18 protein-coding genes are annotated in these 15,178 nt (G+C 61.7%); 8 read left to right on the forward strand and 10 right to left on the reverse strand.

Annotated elements, in window-relative coordinates:
• Positions 1-5: 5 nt before the first annotated feature.
• Together AC3IR3_RS19455 and AC3IR3_RS19460 are read left to right on the forward strand one after the other, a co-directional pair.
• Positions 6-545: an outer membrane lipoprotein gene (locus tag AC3IR3_RS19455; RefSeq protein WP_489194570.1), complete on the forward strand. Its 540-nt coding sequence runs from the start codon at positions 6-8 to the stop codon at positions 543-545.
• Positions 545-1,135 carry a type 4 pilus major pilin gene (locus AC3IR3_RS19460; RefSeq protein ID WP_489194572.1) on the forward strand — a complete coding sequence of 197 codons (591 nt, stop codon included), beginning with the start codon at positions 545-547 and terminating at the stop codon, positions 1,133-1,135. Before AC3IR3_RS19455 ends, AC3IR3_RS19460 begins: the two co-directional genes overlap by 1 nt.
• Before the next feature lie 130 nt (positions 1,136-1,265).
• Here AC3IR3_RS19460 and AC3IR3_RS19465 read toward each other — a convergent pair whose 3' ends face one another.
• From AC3IR3_RS19465 to AC3IR3_RS19475, 3 genes are all read right to left on the reverse strand, one after another.
• Positions 1,266-2,558 (reverse strand): HNH endonuclease, encoded by a 1,293-nt coding sequence (locus AC3IR3_RS19465; RefSeq protein ID WP_489194573.1) that lies wholly within the window; start codon positions 2,556-2,558, stop codon positions 1,266-1,268.
• Positions 2,559-2,636: 78 nt separating this feature from the next.
• Complete coding sequence (locus AC3IR3_RS19470; protein WP_489194575.1) at positions 2,637-3,077, reverse strand: spore coat protein U domain-containing protein; 441 nt, start codon at positions 3,075-3,077, stop codon at positions 2,637-2,639.
• On the reverse strand, positions 3,074-3,487 hold the full coding sequence (locus tag AC3IR3_RS19475; protein WP_489194577.1) for a hypothetical protein: 414 nt from the start codon (positions 3,485-3,487) through the stop codon (positions 3,074-3,076). Before AC3IR3_RS19475 ends, AC3IR3_RS19470 begins: the two co-directional genes overlap by 4 nt.
• A 136-nt stretch (positions 3,488-3,623) precedes the next feature.
• Between AC3IR3_RS19475 and AC3IR3_RS19480 the strand changes: the two genes are divergently transcribed.
• From AC3IR3_RS19480 to AC3IR3_RS19490, 3 genes are all read left to right on the forward strand, one after another.
• The gene (locus tag AC3IR3_RS19480; protein WP_489194578.1) at positions 3,624-3,797 is read left to right on the forward strand and encodes a hypothetical protein; all 174 of its coding nucleotides are present in this window, start codon (positions 3,624-3,626) and stop codon (positions 3,795-3,797) included.
• Positions 3,798-3,877: 80 nt separating this feature from the next.
• Positions 3,878-4,450, forward strand: a complete 573-nt coding sequence (locus AC3IR3_RS19485; protein ID WP_489194580.1) for a murein L,D-transpeptidase catalytic domain-containing protein — start codon at positions 3,878-3,880, stop codon at positions 4,448-4,450.
• The gene (locus AC3IR3_RS19490) at positions 4,447-4,707 is read left to right on the forward strand and encodes a hypothetical protein (RefSeq protein WP_489194582.1); all 261 of its coding nucleotides are present in this window, start codon (positions 4,447-4,449) and stop codon (positions 4,705-4,707) included. Before AC3IR3_RS19485 ends, AC3IR3_RS19490 begins: the two co-directional genes overlap by 4 nt.
• On the opposite strand, the gene AC3IR3_RS19495 is transcribed toward AC3IR3_RS19490, so the two are convergent.
• Positions 4,686-5,075: a hypothetical protein gene (locus AC3IR3_RS19495; protein ID WP_489194584.1), complete on the reverse strand. Its 390-nt coding sequence runs from the start codon at positions 5,073-5,075 to the stop codon at positions 4,686-4,688. The genes AC3IR3_RS19490 and AC3IR3_RS19495 overlap by 22 nt on opposite strands.
• A 91-nt stretch (positions 5,076-5,166) precedes the next feature.
• Positions 5,167-6,282: a C2 family cysteine protease gene (locus AC3IR3_RS19500; protein ID WP_489194586.1), complete on the reverse strand. Its 1,116-nt coding sequence runs from the start codon at positions 6,280-6,282 to the stop codon at positions 5,167-5,169.
• Between the two features lie 64 nt (positions 6,283-6,346).
• On the opposite strand from AC3IR3_RS19500, the gene AC3IR3_RS19505 reads away from it, so the two are divergent.
• The gene (locus AC3IR3_RS19505; protein ID WP_489194588.1) at positions 6,347-6,952 is read left to right on the forward strand and encodes a hypothetical protein; all 606 of its coding nucleotides are present in this window, start codon (positions 6,347-6,349) and stop codon (positions 6,950-6,952) included.
• 115 nt (positions 6,953-7,067) lie between these two features.
• Positions 7,068-7,988 (forward strand): MASE1 domain-containing protein, encoded by a 921-nt coding sequence (locus AC3IR3_RS19510; RefSeq protein WP_489194590.1) that lies wholly within the window; start codon positions 7,068-7,070, stop codon positions 7,986-7,988.
• A 4-nt stretch (positions 7,989-7,992) separates the two neighbouring features.
• Here AC3IR3_RS19510 and AC3IR3_RS19515 read toward each other — a convergent pair whose 3' ends face one another.
• From AC3IR3_RS19515 to AC3IR3_RS19525, 3 genes are all read right to left on the reverse strand, one after another.
• Positions 7,993-8,445 (reverse strand): hypothetical protein, encoded by a 453-nt coding sequence (locus tag AC3IR3_RS19515; protein WP_489194592.1) that lies wholly within the window; start codon positions 8,443-8,445, stop codon positions 7,993-7,995.
• Between the two features lie 124 nt (positions 8,446-8,569).
• Entirely contained in the window at positions 8,570-9,163 is a 594-nt protein-coding gene (locus tag AC3IR3_RS19520) for a hypothetical protein (RefSeq protein WP_489194594.1), read from the reverse strand.
• A gap of 179 nt (positions 9,164-9,342) precedes the next feature.
• A complete protein-coding gene (locus AC3IR3_RS19525; RefSeq protein WP_489194596.1) occupies positions 9,343-10,443 on the reverse strand; it encodes a YcjF family protein in 1,101 nt (366 codons plus the stop codon).
• Positions 10,444-10,925: 482 nt separating this feature from the next.
• Here AC3IR3_RS19525 and AC3IR3_RS19530 point away from each other — a divergent pair, with 482 nt between their 5' ends.
• Positions 10,926-11,624 carry a hypothetical protein gene (locus tag AC3IR3_RS19530; RefSeq protein WP_489194597.1) on the forward strand — a complete coding sequence of 233 codons (699 nt, stop codon included), beginning with the start codon at positions 10,926-10,928 and terminating at the stop codon, positions 11,622-11,624.
• A 65-nt stretch (positions 11,625-11,689) separates the two neighbouring features.
• Here AC3IR3_RS19530 and AC3IR3_RS19535 read toward each other — a convergent pair whose 3' ends face one another.
• A complete protein-coding gene (locus AC3IR3_RS19535) occupies positions 11,690-12,091 on the reverse strand; it encodes a hypothetical protein (protein WP_489194599.1) in 402 nt (133 codons plus the stop codon).
• Positions 12,092-12,155: 64 nt separating this feature from the next.
• Complete coding sequence (gene mobF / locus AC3IR3_RS19540; RefSeq protein WP_489194600.1) at positions 12,156-15,122, reverse strand: MobF family relaxase; 2,967 nt, start codon at positions 15,120-15,122, stop codon at positions 12,156-12,158.
• Between the last annotated feature and the right edge of the window lie 56 nt (positions 15,123-15,178).

Here is a 15,178-nt window from a genome sequence, read left to right on the forward strand (position 1 = left end):
TGAATATGCACATTCCTTTCCGCACTCTCGTTCTCGCCTGCGCTCTCGCGTCGGGGTCCGCCATCGCGGAACAGAACACGTCGGCCAATGTCTTTGACAGCCGCAGCGCCCTCGCTCGCCAGCAAGCCGAAATCGCCACGGTGATCGCGGTTCGTCCCGTCCAGATCAAGGACACCGGGACCAACAAGGGGACCTACCTCGGCGGCGCGGTCGGTGGTGCCACGGGCTACGCCCTCACTCGCAACGCCTCGTCGAGCATGCGCGGCGTGGGGAGCATCCTTGGCCTCGCCGGGGGTGCTGCCGTGGGCCAGGCCGTGGGCAACCGCGTGGGCTCGCACCCCGCCGTTCAAATCTTCGTCCAGCGCTACGATCACCAGGGCCGCCCCACCGGCTCGCTGACGTCGGTGGTCGAGGATGACGATCAGGGCATTCGGACGGGCGATCGCGTGTTGCTCGTCCGCTCGCGCCAGGGCTTCAGCATCGTGCGCACGGAAGGCACCGGGATGGGCGAAGCCTCCACGGTCGACGCGCAGGAGATCCGGTGATGAGCGCCGTTCTTCTCGCGTCAATGCCGACGTGGGATATCCCACGTCGGCATGTCCGCACCGCCGGCTTCGGTTTGCTCGAAATGATCCTGACCTTCATCCTCGTGATTGGCGCCGGGGCCGGGGCGTTCTGGCTTTATCAATCGGCGAAGGCGACGAGTGACGCAGAAACAGCAGTCGACCAGGCCTCTACCATTGCCTCCGGCCTACAGCAGGTTTTGGGCGGAAAGGCCGCAGGGTATAGCGGCCTCACGACAATGCGCGCCATCGATGCACATGTCATCCCACGGGACATGGTCAACGCAGATGGCACGTCGGCGCAGGGGCCCTGGGGCGCGCTCAGCGTCAACGGCAACTTCTTGATCGGCTCCCGGTTCGGATATCAGATCACCTTCCAGGAGGTGCCTGCCTCAGCCTGCGTGAAGATGACGACGATGGCGACCAAGCGCTTCGTCGGCGGGTATGTGCTGATCAACAACCAGGCGGCCATCAACGCAGACGGTCAAGTGGCATCAAACGGTGACCTCGACGTCAACTGGGCCGCGTTCGCCTGCAAGGACATCAATACAGTTTCTCTGGTAGGCATCTGATGACCGCCGCTGACCTCTGGTTTCAGTTCATCACCCGCGAACTGTGGGCCAACAAGTTCACCCCCGTGGAAGGAGCGGATAACCCGCCCTCCGACGGATCTCTCGATGCCTTTCAATCGGAGGACGAGGACTACTCAGGCTGTCCCGCCGTCGTCGTCCGGTGATAGGCCAGGTGGTCGCCGTGAGGGCGGCAGGACTGCATCGCCGGCAGACGCAGTTCCTGCCCACGCCATTGGTCGTATTCGCTTCCCGCCAGGCGCTCCGCCATTTGCACGCGGCCCGTTGCGTCGATCCAGATCAGACCCTTGTCGAAGAGCGTGTGGATGTCGGCGCGGAGCAGCATGCCGTTGTCCGTGCGGTGGGTGTGTTCACCGCGATACGGTCGGATGTGCGCGGCTTCAAGAATGTCTTCCACCGCGCATCCGGTCACTGCGCAGCGACGGCCATAAGCGGCCAATAGCCCTTCCCGAAAATCGCCTTGGCCTTCGCGAGCCACGATCTCGCGCATGACCCTTTTTCTGCCGTCGTGGTCGGACGTGATGGGTTCGACCGGCTCGGCGGCGATTTCCTCCCGCGCTTCTTCCAAAGCGGCTTCGGCAAGAGTGACTTCGCGCCCAGGCTCAATGAGACGCGGTTGGCCGCGGTGGTCGGGATACAACGCCCATACGCCGTGTCGCTCTCGATCGTAGGCTTCATAGACGGGATCGCCGTATGCGTCCCGACTGCGATAAAGCAGGTCGAGCGGATGGCCCTGGTCGGAGCGCAGCTCGCTCGACGACCTCACCCGGCCGTGAAACCCACGGTTGCGGTCGTTGACGGTGACTTTACTCAAGTCACTAAGCGCGTTGCTCGTCTTGTAGTCCGGAAACACGGACAGGATGTGATCACGGACTTCATCGGCTGTAACCGGCCGACCTGCACGCGAACTCAGGGTCAGCGCGGCGTCGGCAGCGCGCCAGTAGATCTCGTCGCCCCGAATGGTCAGCCCGTGGGACAGGTCGCGAGCCCCGCGCGCCCTTAGCGCCTCGATGATGCGCTCGGCTTCTGCGACATCGGGCAACCGCTCCTTGGTGTTGCGCGGCGCTTGGCGCCCGAAGGTATCTGCTTTGATGGCCTGCGCCAGATCCGACACAGCCAGCGTCCAGGCCACTTTTCGCTCGTGCAAATGGTCGCTCAATGAGCCGCGGGGAAGGTGTCTATGGAGGCGGTAGGTCCCCGCACCCTGGGCGAGCCCCGCGCCGACAAAACCATGGCCGTTAACGTAGGCGATTACCGTGTCGCCTTCGTCCATGCCCTTAAGGATGACCTCGCCGCGATCCCCTTCATCGCCCAAAAACCCGGCGGTAATCACGCCGCGATAGAGGTTTTGGCGCCACCAGTGAAGGTCGGCGGGCTTACCGATGTTGAAGAGGTGATACGCCATTCCGTTGCTCGCACTGACTGGAGGCCGGTCAGTGTAAGCCGGGCAGGATCGCAAGGGATGCGACCCTGCCGCCACCGGTCAATAAACGACCCGAACCAACACCTCGCCTTTGTAGTCCCCCGGTGCGACCCGCTGCCCTGCAGCGATCGTGCCGGTCAGCGGGAGCGCGATGGGGGTCAAGCCCTGGCCCATGACCGCGACGCCCGCTGTGCTGGTCCAGGGAGCGCCGGCCGGGGTGCGCACGGCATACGCCAACGGGGTGCCGTCCGTGGACGTCAGCACCTGCGGCCCATCCATGTAGACGGTGGCCGGGGCGCCCTTCGTGCAGCGGAGGCGAACGTCCGCGATTTGGCGGACCGCCGGACCGCCCGACGTGTAATCAGGGAACCGAAGATCGTCAGCCGATACCGAACACGAAGCGACCACACGCGCGCTGACCTGCATGGTGGCCGAGGTCTGGCCGGCGTGCGCCAGAGGGGCGATGAAGAGGGCGAGGGCGAGCAAGGCGAAGCGGTTCATGCGTAAGCCTCCAGGCGGGCGCACCAGGGACGATGCGCATAGGCGCTCTGCGCCTGCAGAGCGGCGCCCTCCCGGACGGCTTCGTCCCAACGCGCGCGGGCGGCGACGTCGCGGGCCAACTGGGCGCGCAACTCTTCTTCCCAGCGGGCCACGCGTTCCTGCTGGATCATCGCGCGGAACAGCACCGCACCGTTGATCTCGGTTTCGGGGGTGTAACAGTTGAAGTCCGCGCGATGCCGGAGGCTGCGGCCCTGAATGTTCGATGCGCGCCAGGTGGTGCCCACCAGGCCGCCGATGTTGATGAAACCGGTGCGCTCGAAATGGACCATTGCCTCGGCGTGCAGGAGCGGCAGGGATACACCGGCAGCGCTGGAAACGAACGTGTGGGCGGGGTGGGTTGCGCTAGCCATGGCGTGTTCTCCGGGGAGGTCTGGAAGGTCTCCCTACACCATCCAACCTATAGACGAATAAAAGTCTGTCAAGGCCTTCCGGATGAAGTTTTCATCGCTAGCCTGAAGGTATCCCTGACACGTTTGGACAGCACAAATGGATGGCCTCCAACCCACCCGGCAAGACCCGATCGTCTTCCAGTTCATCCCCACGTCGGTCTCGCTCGCACTTGCCGAAACCGCAAAGCGGATGGGCATGCATCCCGATGTGCTCGCCGCCAAGGTGCTGAGCAACTACTGCGAACGCGCTTCGAAAGGTGACCGCAAATGATGCTTGACCTGCCCCAACTGCCGCCGCACGTGGCGGCGCATGCGTCCGCTGCGGCCTTGTGCAGTGGCGGGGCACCGCGTGTGCTGCTCGTCGCCGACATGAGCCAGCCGAGCCTTGCTCGGCGCTTCTGGGCTTTTGACCTATCCGATCCTACCCACCCCACGCTTGTGCTCCAGACCCAGGTCGCGAACGGGTATGGCAGTGACCCTGGCAAGACCGGCGTTCCCACGACCTTCGGCGATGTCGAAGGTTCGGGCAAAACGAGCCTCGGCGCCTATGTCGTCGGTGCCCCCTATGTCGGCAAGCACGGCGGCAGTTACCGGCTCGCAGGCGTTTCGTCGACAAATGCACACGCGTTCGAGCGCCAAATCATGCTGCACCCGGCGCCTTACGTTTCCGCCACGCATGTGGGCACGTCCGCCGGCTGCGCGGCAGTCGCACCGGAAACGCTGACGGCACTCGACCGGCGGTTCGGTTCCTTGTCCGGCTCTGTGCTCTGGATCGATGGCCCTGGCGCGATCGCGCCGACGTGTGCCGCTGCTACTCAGTCGGTGTGGCCCGTCCACACGCCAACTTGGATCGCCGCCCTCACGCCAGCGCGGCCTTCGTGCAACGCCAGCATATCCGCCACCAACGAAAGGACGATCGTATGAACCATCTTGCCTTTTGGAAAGGCTTGGTGAGTATGGTGGCGGCCGTTGCTGTTGTGATGACAGCGATGATTGGGGTCCAAAACTACTTCGCTGACATGCAAAAGGAGGCCATCACCACTGCGGTGGCTCCTATCATCACCCGCCTGGATAGCATTGACGGTCGGCTAAACAAAATCGACCAGCGGCTTGATGGACTGGAAATGCACAGCAACAAGATGCAACGCACCCGGCTGGACTACTTCTTGAGGGAAAAGTAGCCCACCAGCGCCTTACCATCGGGAAGCGGATGTGACTGTGCTACTGCGATCACCTGTCCATCGGACAACTTCCAAATCGACGAAGCGACGGGCTCGGTCTCACTGATTTCTTTCGCGATCTCTTTAGCGTGATAGGCGCCGTCGAGGTGATTGTTGAGTTCCGCATGGAGCACCACCCATTGCGGTCCAACGTCCGGGACATACCCAACGAACACGAATACCCGCTGCCCGGTGATCTGATAGCCCTTCGCCTGGACTTGCGCCGTGACTCCTTGAACAAACGCGGCTTGCTCCTTCGGATAGATGTCCGCACCGATCGGCGTTTGGGGATTGAAAGCCGTGCTGACGGGCAGTTTGTCCAGAGACATGGAAGTATCCTTGATGGGGGCCGCACAGGCGCTTCCCCCCAACATCAAAATGATCGTAGCAACGGATGCAGTGCGCGCAAATAGTCTCATGTCAGCGCACCATGACCGGGCCGGTTTGCTGCTGCGTTTGCGCCTGCTGGGCTTGTTGGGCCTGCTGCGCTTGCTGTGTTTCCATCGCTTGATATTGCGCCTGGCCTTGCGCATGGAAGGCCTGCCCTTCGGGCGACTTTGCCAGCGAGGTGAGGGCTTGGTCCATGGCCTTCGGATCGTGGAGGCTCGCCAGGAGTTGATCCATCGCCGGGTCGCCCGTGCGCACCTGCGACGGGGCCTGCTTGGGCGCGCCGTCTTGACCCTGTTCCTGGGTGTGTTCTTTGTCCTGCGTTCGCTGTGGCGGTTTCGGGCCGAACGCAAGTTCATCCACGTGCCCGTTTTGCAGCACAGTCTTCAAATCCACCTTCACGTGGGGATCGGGCGAGTTGATGCCCATGCCCGGCGCCACGTTGTGGCCCCACGGATTGCGCAACGTCAGTTCGACATTGCCACTGGCATCCTTGGTTGCGCCCTCCACGATGTAGACATGCCCGCTGTTCCCGTCGCCTTTGATCAAACCATCGTTGGGCACGTCTTTCATGTAATTGGTGCTGAGCAAGACCGGCCGCCCTTCTTGCAGCGCGCCGTTGAGACGGTCATACATCTTATCGACGGGAACGTCTTTCGCGTCGTGTGCAGAGAGCCGGCTGGGTTGTTCGCCGGTCAGCGCATAGATCGCATTCTTCGGATAACCGCCACCCCCAATGCGACCCAATCCCTGCTCCATTCCCTCGCCTTTGCGTTCCTGCATTTCGCCGTAGGCCGCTTCCATCACGGCGGGCCAAATCGGCCCACGGGTATTGCCTGCGCCGTGGGTCAAGTTGTCGCTGACCTTCAGGTCGGTTTGAAGTTCGGCCTGGCTGATCTCGATCTGGATGGGCTTGGCTTCGTCCTTCAGACCCAGGAACCCACCGTGGCCGTGCTGGTATAGCGTGACCGTGAATGCCTTGGTGTCGGGGTTATACGCGATGGCATCCTGAATGCGTTGCGGCTGCTGCGTTGCAAGCGCACCGAGGGGAGCAACGAAATAGCAGTCGCCAAGATTGCGCTGGTGGATGTCTGAGGCGTCCGGCTTGCCGGTCGGACCGTAAAGGTCCTGATCTGTGAGATCGCTCACTGCGCACTCCGTGGCTTAGACTGACCATCCGGACCTTAGCCCACCCTCAGACGCGCAGGCAACCATGGACGCCAACCTCACGCCCCTCATTGAAACCGCCAAGCAACTCGCCCTCCTCGCCGAAACACTGGAACGCCGCAGTTCGGTTGCAGCCGCTCAGCACGAACAAGCCAGCCAAACCCTCGGTCAAACCGTGACCGCCGTTCGCGGTGACGTGGACCGACTGCTCCAAAGCGCAGGCGACCAAGTGAGCCAGGCGGCCCGCCAAGGTGTCGACGCTTCCCTGGGAGAAAGTGCGGGCCGGTTCGATCAAACCGCGGCGTCGGCGGGAAAGAAGGTCCAGACGGCGGTAGCAGCCCTGGACGAGGGCTTGGCCCGTGCTCGGGCGACGCTGTCTCGGCAAATCACCCTCAGTTACTTAGCCGTCCTGGGCGCCATGGTGCTGCTCATCGCTGGCGGTGGCGTCGTGCTTTGGATGGAATGGCAGGCCTATGGGGATGCACGGGCACGCACCGCCGCCGCCAACGTCAGCGCGGAAACGGCGGCCGCTTTTGCGCAGGTCAACATGACCTCGTGTGGCGGGCACCCCTGTGTGCGGCTCGATCCGAAATCACCGCGCTGGGGCGACAAGGGGCAATACGTCCTGGTGGAGGCGAAACGGCAGGAATAACGCATTTTCGGCAAGAGATCCAAATCTGGGCGCCTTACCGCGGCTCACCAGAGACGCCGGCAACAAAATCGTGGCACGCTTAATAGGCGATTTCTTTCCGATCTTAGGAGCAGGCGTGAAGGGAGGCACGGCGCATTGGATTGCTTGGGGGCAATACGTCGCAGTGGGGGCCGCATACGAGGCGGTCTATGCGATCACATATCACCTCTCATCGCCTCAGTTTCTACTGACGACCGGGCTTCGCCTGGCGTGCATGCTGCTGCTTCCGAGGCGTTTTTGGCTTGCCATCGCGGTCGGTGAAAGCATTCCCCTCATCGAAAATGCCGTGTTTTGCGCCAGCAAGTTCGGCATGACGTGGGCCGTGCTGGCCTCGATCCCGACCGTCGCTCTGTGGTGGCCGCTGCTGAACGTCGTCCTCCGACGCTGGTCCCTTTTTGAGAAAGACGGTCGCTTGTGTATGCCCGTCATTCTGGCATCCACACTGGGCGTTGCCGCGATCACATCTGTCATAACCACTGTCACATGGATCGCCGCGCTGATGCACATGCCCGGCAAGTTTCCGGGGCACGATCCGGTCCAAGTCGTCGTCTCGTGTTTGCTGGGCGCCTACCTCGGCGCCCTCACCCTAACGCCAGTCATCTTGGCGATGCGTGAGCGGTTCCGAACGCTCGGCGAACCGATCAAGGTTGCAACCGTATGGCGCAGTCCACTCCTTCGTGACGTGCTTTGGTGGGTCGTTCCCACGCTCGCCGCACTCGCCTATTTCACCCAATCGACAGCGGATGAAAGTCTTCAACAGGCTATTCGTCTCGCCCTGCTCTGGCCCGTCCTCGGTTTGGCGTGGCGATACGGCTGGCATGGCACGGCGGTCGGCGGAATGATGGCGAGTTTTGCGCTGGCCTCAACCGCACATGGCCTCCTTGATCCCGAAACCTTGAAGGTCCAAATGGCATTGTCTCTGGTGCTGTCGGGCGCCCTGATTTTCGGCGCCCGACAGCGCGGTGTCAGCGCCGCAGCGCAGCCCTACCACCGATAGAGAACTACTGGAACCGAATGCTGCACGCCAACGGGTCGTCGCAACCTGGGGCGAGCATCAGTCGCGCGGTGCCATCCGGCTGCGGTGCGACATGGATGATCACGGCCTCGTCCCGGTAAACCTGTTCACCGGTCGTATCAGCCGCCGTCCCAGCGGCGTCGGCGGACGTCACCCAACGGCTGGCATCGACGCCGATGGGCAAGTCTAGGACGCTGTCGGAGGCGGTGTAGGCGACGGCCCCACGAACGGTGCCGTTCGTGTCATTGACCTGCACAAACCGCACGCCCTGCTTCTGAAAGACGTAGACGTGGTAGTGCGGGGACGCACTGACATCCGCCGCATTCGGCCAGGTCTGACCCAAACCGGTGGATGGCGGGCTGGCCGCCATGGCGGCTTCCCCAAAGAGCGCACTAGCCAAACCGGCTGCCAACAGGGTTGAACGATAGATCGAACGCATAGAGCCTCCCTTGCATTGTCATTGGAGGTCATAGCGTATCGTTTTAAAAGGCGAGGGGATGCATCCACTGCCGACTGGATGAACCGCCCCGTGCATGGCTCAATCAGTTCATACAACGCCTTGCTCAAACCTGCTTATGGGCCTGTTTCAGCAACTTCAGCAATAGCGTCAGCGGGAACAACAGGGCCGCCCCGACTTGCCGGCGGAAGATGACCGCGAGGACGAGTAGGCCGACGAACAGGACATGGAAGAGATAGACGGCAACTTTGAAGGACGCCTCGTAACCCGGCAGCAACTTCGCATAAGTGGCGACGGCGCGGCGCTGGACCTCGACCCAGGCCTGGTCTTTTGCATCGCCCGAGGGAGCGTCGTCGTAGACCGACAAGGCTCTGAAGAAACCGGGATCGTAGGCCTGGATGTCCTGGGCGACGTCGTAAACGTTGATGAAGTCGGGGGCCAGCAGATACAGCCCACAACTGGCATGCGGTGTCAGATCACGGGTTTCTGGACCCTCCGGGCATCGTTCCGCATATGCCTGTGCATGCGCGAGCAGGTTAAACGCCGGGGTCCTATATTGGATGATCTGAGAGATCCCCGTTCGATCCAATGGGGTGGCACGGACCGTGTCGTGGTAGAACGACACCGGGTCAGGCGATAAGAAGAGCCAAGCGACCGCTAGGATCACTGCAAGGCCTAGGTATGATTTGAACTTGTCCACGGGACCGTCCCTGATCGAATGCGGTCCGATGTTAACCGGAAGTGTCAGCGGATGCCTATCAAACCACGGGGCATTGTGACTGCCGATTGGATAGCAAAAAGGGCGACGGTCTAGGCCGCCGCCCCTTGGCTCCCTGCATCGCCCCTATCTGGGGACGCTGGCAGTCAGGCGCCGGCAAACTATTTCGGCAAGGAAACGGACTTCATCTGCTGCTTCAGTGCCTCGGCCACTTCTTCGCCCGTGATGACACGATCCGGATAAGCCGCCACAAGGCGCTTGAGCACGGTGATGTAAGCCTCACCGAAAGCGGTGGTCAATGCGATGGCGACACCCGCTGAAATGGCTCCTCCAATGAGACTGCCCGCACCAGGAATGAGTTTGAGCAATCCGCCCACCAATGCGCGCCCACCCATGCTACCCGCGAGCGAAGTGAACGTGCCGCTGACCAGCGTGCTTAGGAAGTTTGTCGATACATCAATGCCAAAAATCGATGCGATCGAGGCAAGCATGGTGATCTGGATGGGGATGATGCCGATCGCATCGGAGAACGGGATGGGGATGGCGCCAACGCCACCTGCCGAAGCGGCCGATGCTGCAACTACCAGACGCGCCCGATCAACCTTATGACCTATCTTGATCCGTTGAGCGGACGCGAAAGCGTTTTTTTGGCCTTCGGGAATGACCTCCATCGTCAAATCGACCAGTTCCTCCACACCCTTCACGGGGATGGTTCGACCTTCGTCATCGGTAAACGCCAGGGAGTTGACGCGCACGGTGTTTCGCGCAGTGGGGAAATGGCGTTCCACTTCCTTATCGAAGCCCTGATTGGAGATAGCCGTGGTGATAACCATGATCACGGGGATCCCACGCTGGTCCAGCGCCTTCGCAAGTTCGATCTCTGCGTCCTCGACGCGTCGCGATCCTTCAGCAACGCAGATCCACGCGGCGTGGATATGGTCCTTCGCGTTCTCGCTGCTGTTGGTGCGGTCGATGAAGGCCATCATTTCCGCGAGGATGGGCTTATAGTCCTTGACCTCCAGGCCCTTAGAATCATAAATCGATACTGGGATGCCTGCCTTGGTGATCTTCTTCATTCCCTGCGTGACCGGCTTCCCTTGGCCCGTGTCCGCCATTCGCCCCTGAAAAACAGTGTTGATGAGCGTGCTCTTTCCAGCCCCCGTCTTGCCGACGATCAAGATGTTGGCCTCGCCCCGCTTTTTCAGTGCCTCTTCCTGCGCATGCTTGATGGCCTGCGCAATATCCAAGTCTGCAACCGTCATACGATTTCCACCCTGTTTGGTCATCGAACTGCAATAGGGGAAGCAGTCGCGAGACCACCTCCCTGTGTCCACCCTCCATGTTGCCATAGGTAAGTGATGTTAGGCGGCGGCCTCCTCTGCGGCAGCCTTAACACAGGCCCGGAAGCCCTTCTGTGCAGCAGCGATCACGACCCACAAGCCGATGAACGCAAAGATATTCTTAGCCATTAGGCGCCTCTTACACAGTCAGCGGGGTTCGACCGAGCATCGCATCGCGCGCGCAGCACCCCGGGACAAATGTGCAGTAGGGCTATCTCATGGATCGAGACCGGTCAGGTGCAACTCCACCGCCAGCCAACACCATGTCAGGCGTGGGGCTCAACTTCGGTCAGCCCGAGTTCATCCCGAAGGTAAGGCTAGTCGCCGGTCTTAGCGTAGCGCACGTCGGCCCTCTTTTTGGTAGCCTGATCCACTGGCATGGCTTACGACAGGGGGTTGCCGAGATGACCGGGTTCATCACAATCGCTGTGGCAGAAATTATCACGGCTCTGATCATCTGGGCATTGATCGAGCAGTTTGGCCATGTCGCCAAGAACAAGGGAAAACTCCGCTCCTTCGGTCTGTTCCTGGTCATCTGGGCAGTGGCGATTACCGTTCATATCTTCGTGTCGACACCAAACGAACGCCTTAGCGCTTTCGCGTCCGAACCATCTTCAAAGGCTGCTGATGACATCAGCACCCAGGACACCGCCACACTCGCTGCCAACAAGCCGGAACTTCAATCCATCCTCCGTCAAGTTGCTGCAGGCGGTGCCGTGGATCAGCAAACGCATGATCACTTTTGGAGTTTGATACCTGCTTCCCTTTGGTCAAAGCCAGAACGCCGCCAAGATACCGTGGCTGGCCTTGATGAAGGAATGCGCTTTCAGAAGGCTTTTTGGGAGAGCGCGCTTCTATCCGCACAATCGCACCAGGTTGTGAAAACGGAAGCATACGGAGAGGCACTAAGCCAAGCGGATCCGTCGGCTGTGAACAAGGGTGAGGCCATGCTTCAAGCAGCGGCATCGGGTGCCGCCTATACCCTTTCATCCGGTCAAGGCACGCGCGTGATCGATGAAGCCTATGCCAAACAAGTCCTAGCAAGCCTAGATGCTTCGTCTGCTCGGTTAACGGTCCTTCTTGACCCCGTGTGGCACCAGTGACCCGGGCAGTGCACGATCAGTCATGGTCGAGAACCCACGGCACAGAGACCCTGGGCTGACCTACATCACGAAACGCCAAGCCTTTTAAGACACCCTTTTGGGCCAAAGAACTTATTGGCATCAGGAAGCGGTGCGTGGATCTTGTATTGCCCGGCCGTGTCCAACTTCCAGTCCCGCCTTTCAATGTAACCCATGGTTTCCACCTTGCTCACGACCCAGCCTTGGGTGTCTGATGTGAGAAGGATCAGGTTGTAGGGAAGAAAGCGGTTGAGCGCGGCCATGATGTCTTTCGATAAGCCCCAAAACGGCTTCGGGCTCCGACTTATCTTGATGACCAACAACCCGCTCGGGTGCCTAAAATAGTTACGTTCCCGGAACAGTGATCGATACAACTCAAAGAACTCATCCGCCTCATCGGGCTCGCTTGCCCCGATATCATTGGCAAACTTGATGATCTCGGGCTCCACGGGGATACCTCCTACCTTCACGGCGAGGAGCAAATCATAGCCGTAAGCGTGCCCCTGCCCCTTCTTACATGGACATGCCACGACCGCGGCTGGGTTCCGGGCCCTTGCGTGCGCGCGCCTGCGCGATCCGCTCGACGAGTTGCTTCCAGGCGTCCGCCGCCCGCTGCAAGAGCGGGTCGAGTTTCGACGCGGGCGCAGGCGCCGCCTTCGGTGCCTGTGGTGCGATCGTGCGCGCATGGGCCGCCTTCGCGTCTTCCAGGGCCAGTTGGCGGGTCGTCTTCGGCGTCGCCAGGCCCTCTTGCAGAACGTTCATTTGAAATCGGTCCGACACCGTCGCCGCATCGATACTGCGGTCGAATAGGTCTGAACTGGCTCCGTAACAGGTATACGAAGATCTCATGCGCGTAAACGAGACCAGCGCCAAATGCCGATCCTGCATGCCGCGATGGGCCAGATGGAAGACCTCCAGAGCCCCCGCGCCCTGGGCCTTGTGGACCGTGCCTGCATAGGCGAGGTCAAGCGAGCCGTATTTCGCCGTCGAGAACGCCAGGCGGCGCCCGTCTTGCCCGGGAATGTCACTCTCGATTTGGACTTCCACCTGGTGGTGGCCGCCGGGCTCCGCCGTCAGACCCACGACGATGCCCTTCGTGCCGTTCACCACGCCCAGGCCCTCGTCCTTCTTGCCAAAGCGAATGCGATCCCCTTCGGCCAGGGTCATTTCGCTGAGCACGTCCTTTCGGCCCGTCGTGGTCTTGATCCGGGTATCGGCGCCCAGTTCACCGGCGGCGCGGCGGTGGGAGCGCAGCGCTTCGTTGAGCGCGGCCACGTCGGCACGCGTGCCGGCGATGACCAGTTTGTCGCGCGCTGGAACCTTGCTTTTGATGTAGTCCTGGACCAAGACCTGCATTGCCTGTTCGCGGTCATTGAAGCCCTGGAGTTGCCCGCGCTTTTCCATCGTAAGCAAGATCTTCTGCCCCGACGCGGCGTTCTCCCGCCGCGAGCGGAGTTCCGTCCCGCCGGCTGCGTAGAACGCCTGCGCCATGGCTCGGTCATCAGCGCCTTTCTGCCGCCGGATTTCCGTGAGATTGACGCTGCCCAGGGACTGGGCGAGCAAGCGCAAGGGCCCACCCCGTTCGACCGATTGAAGTTGTAAGGCATCGCCCTGCAGGATCACCTTGGCCTTGGCGGCGTGTGCAAACGCCATGAGTTTCTGAAGGCTCGGGGTGCCGACCATGCCGGCCTCATCCACCAGGATCACGGTCTTATCCGTGAGGCGGAGTTTGCCGCTCGCCAGTTTCGACGTGAGCGACGCGATCGAATACGACGTGATACCGGCCTCGGCTTCCAGTTTCTTAGCCGCGTCCCAACCCGTAGCGCAGCCAATGGTCTCGCGACCGCCACGGTGAAACGCGTCGACCAGCGCCAAGGCCATCGTGGTCTTGCCGGTGCCCGCCCGGCCCTGGATCACGGCGACGCCGCCGGTGCCTTCCGTCGCCCATTGAACCGCCTTGCGCTGCTCGTCGGAGAGGGCGATCCCCTTGGTCTTTTTCATATCGGCAATGGCGGCCTGGACCACTTCGGGGTCGAGCCGCACGGCGCGCTCGTCCTTCCGCTCGACCGCCGCACGCAACAAATCCTGCTCCACTTTTACCGCGAGCGCGTGGTCGGCATAACGCACTTCGCGGTATCGCCGGGAGACTTGGCCGCCCTCCCCCCGGTCGTCTTTGTGCAGCCGCTCGGGCCGGACAACGGCCAGGTCGTTTCGTGCCAGGAAGGCATCCGCTTCCTTCAATACCGCCTTCAGGCCCAGGCGCCCCTCGCCCTCCCGCGATGCGATCTGCTCGATGAGGTCGGCCTTGGTCCACACCGATTTCGTGGCGTGGAGTTCTTCCAGCACCTCGCGATCGTGGGCTTCCTGGGCTTCGCGATCGAGGCTCAGTGCCTGCTTCTGCGCGCGGCGCACCGCGGCCGGCTCCAGCAGGTCCGCCATGCGCTCGGGCAACAGGCCCGGGTTCGCCTGGCGGTAGTCGGCCAAGTCCGCGTGCCATCGGTCGAGCAGTTCGGTGAACGAGGGCTCATCCTTGGACTTTCGCGTGCGGAGGTTCGCTTCCTGAGCGGACCCGCCGTGCTCGCGCATGTAGTCGAGGATCTGCTTGCGGCGCCCGGACATCTGCTCCGCCAGGTCATCGGGGATCCCGGCGATCTTGAAAAACCGTTCCTTGACCTGGCCGTTGGCGTCTAGCCGGATGTCCGGTTTAATGCCAAAGCCGATGGCGCGGAGGTTGGCGGCGAGTTCTGCGCGATACATGGCCCCCACGGTTTTCTCGTAGCGGTAGATTTCCTGGGATTCAAGGGTCGCCCAGGTCCCATCTGCCGCCTGGCAGACGTTATAAACCAGGTTGTGGGTGTGCAGTTGCGGATCGACGTCCATGCGCGCGTCGCCCCGCTCTTTCCAGTCCTTTTCATGCGCACGGGCGCCAAAGTGCGTATGGGACGAGATCACCAGGCCCTTGACGCCCATCACCTCTTTACCGCCCTTCCCCCGCCGCGTTTCGGCGACGTGTTCCTCTACAAACCGCAAGCACGTCGCCACGGCATCGCGATGGGCCTTCAGGATCCGATCGCGCAAGGCCGGATCCGCGCCCGAAAACACGACGCTCACGGGTTTGGGCGGCGAAAAAGTGAGATCAAAACCGATGCGTTCGCCCTTAATCGTCGTCATCGGCTTGCCTTTGGCATCGAGCCGCGGTTTCCCTTCGCGGTCGAGCACGGGGTGCATTTCGGGCTTTGCGCCCGCGTTTTGTCGCAGCGCTTCGCCCTTGGGCCCGAACCCCTGGGCGAGAAGATCCATCACCTTTTCTTTCACCTCGCCCCGCAAGCCCAGGGCCTCGGCACCGTTGCCCAGCCACTGGCTCGTGGACCGTTCCTGCCCGTCCTTGCCCAGGTAATATTCCGTGGCTTTCAGGTATGCCGGAACGCCGCTGCTCTTCCCGTCAGCGCTGTTGTTTTTGAGGGCAGTGAGGGTGAGCATCGCAATAGTCCATGGGGTATCCCTTGAACCTAGTCGAAACCCCGCAAAGCGGAAGC

The sequence above is a fragment of the Luteibacter sp. GL_149 genome, from assembly GCF_057834065.1.

Coding starts and splice junctions, on each gene's coding strand:
- AC3IR3_RS19490 (WP_489194582.1), top strand. CDS start 4,447: ATGAACCATCTTGCCTTTTGGAAAGGCTTGGTGAGTATGGTGGCGGCC.
- AC3IR3_RS19505 (WP_489194588.1), top strand. CDS start 6,347: ATGGACGCCAACCTCACGCCCCTCATTGAAACCGCCAAGCAACTCGCC.
- AC3IR3_RS19480 (WP_489194578.1), top strand. CDS start 3,624: ATGGATGGCCTCCAACCCACCCGGCAAGACCCGATCGTCTTCCAGTTC.
- AC3IR3_RS19470 (WP_489194575.1), bottom strand. CDS start 3,077: ATGAACCGCTTCGCCTTGCTCGCCCTCGCCCTCTTCATCGCCCCTCTG.
- AC3IR3_RS19515 (WP_489194592.1), bottom strand. CDS start 8,445: ATGCGTTCGATCTATCGTTCAACCCTGTTGGCAGCCGGTTTGGCTAGT.
- AC3IR3_RS19465 (WP_489194573.1), bottom strand. CDS start 2,558: ATGGCGTATCACCTCTTCAACATCGGTAAGCCCGCCGACCTTCACTGG.
- AC3IR3_RS19475 (WP_489194577.1), bottom strand. CDS start 3,487: ATGGCTAGCGCAACCCACCCCGCCCACACGTTCGTTTCCAGCGCTGCC.
- mobF (WP_489194600.1), bottom strand. CDS start 15,122: ATGCTCACCCTCACTGCCCTCAAAAACAACAGCGCTGACGGGAAGAGC.
- AC3IR3_RS19530 (WP_489194597.1), top strand. CDS start 10,926: ATGACCGGGTTCATCACAATCGCTGTGGCAGAAATTATCACGGCTCTG.
- AC3IR3_RS19525 (WP_489194596.1), bottom strand. CDS start 10,443: ATGACGGTTGCAGACTTGGATATTGCGCAGGCCATCAAGCATGCGCAG.
- AC3IR3_RS19455 (WP_489194570.1), top strand. CDS start 6: ATGCACATTCCTTTCCGCACTCTCGTTCTCGCCTGCGCTCTCGCGTCG.
- AC3IR3_RS19495 (WP_489194584.1), bottom strand. CDS start 5,075: ATGTCTCTGGACAAACTGCCCGTCAGCACGGCTTTCAATCCCCAAACG.
- AC3IR3_RS19460 (WP_489194572.1), top strand. CDS start 545: ATGAGCGCCGTTCTTCTCGCGTCAATGCCGACGTGGGATATCCCACGT.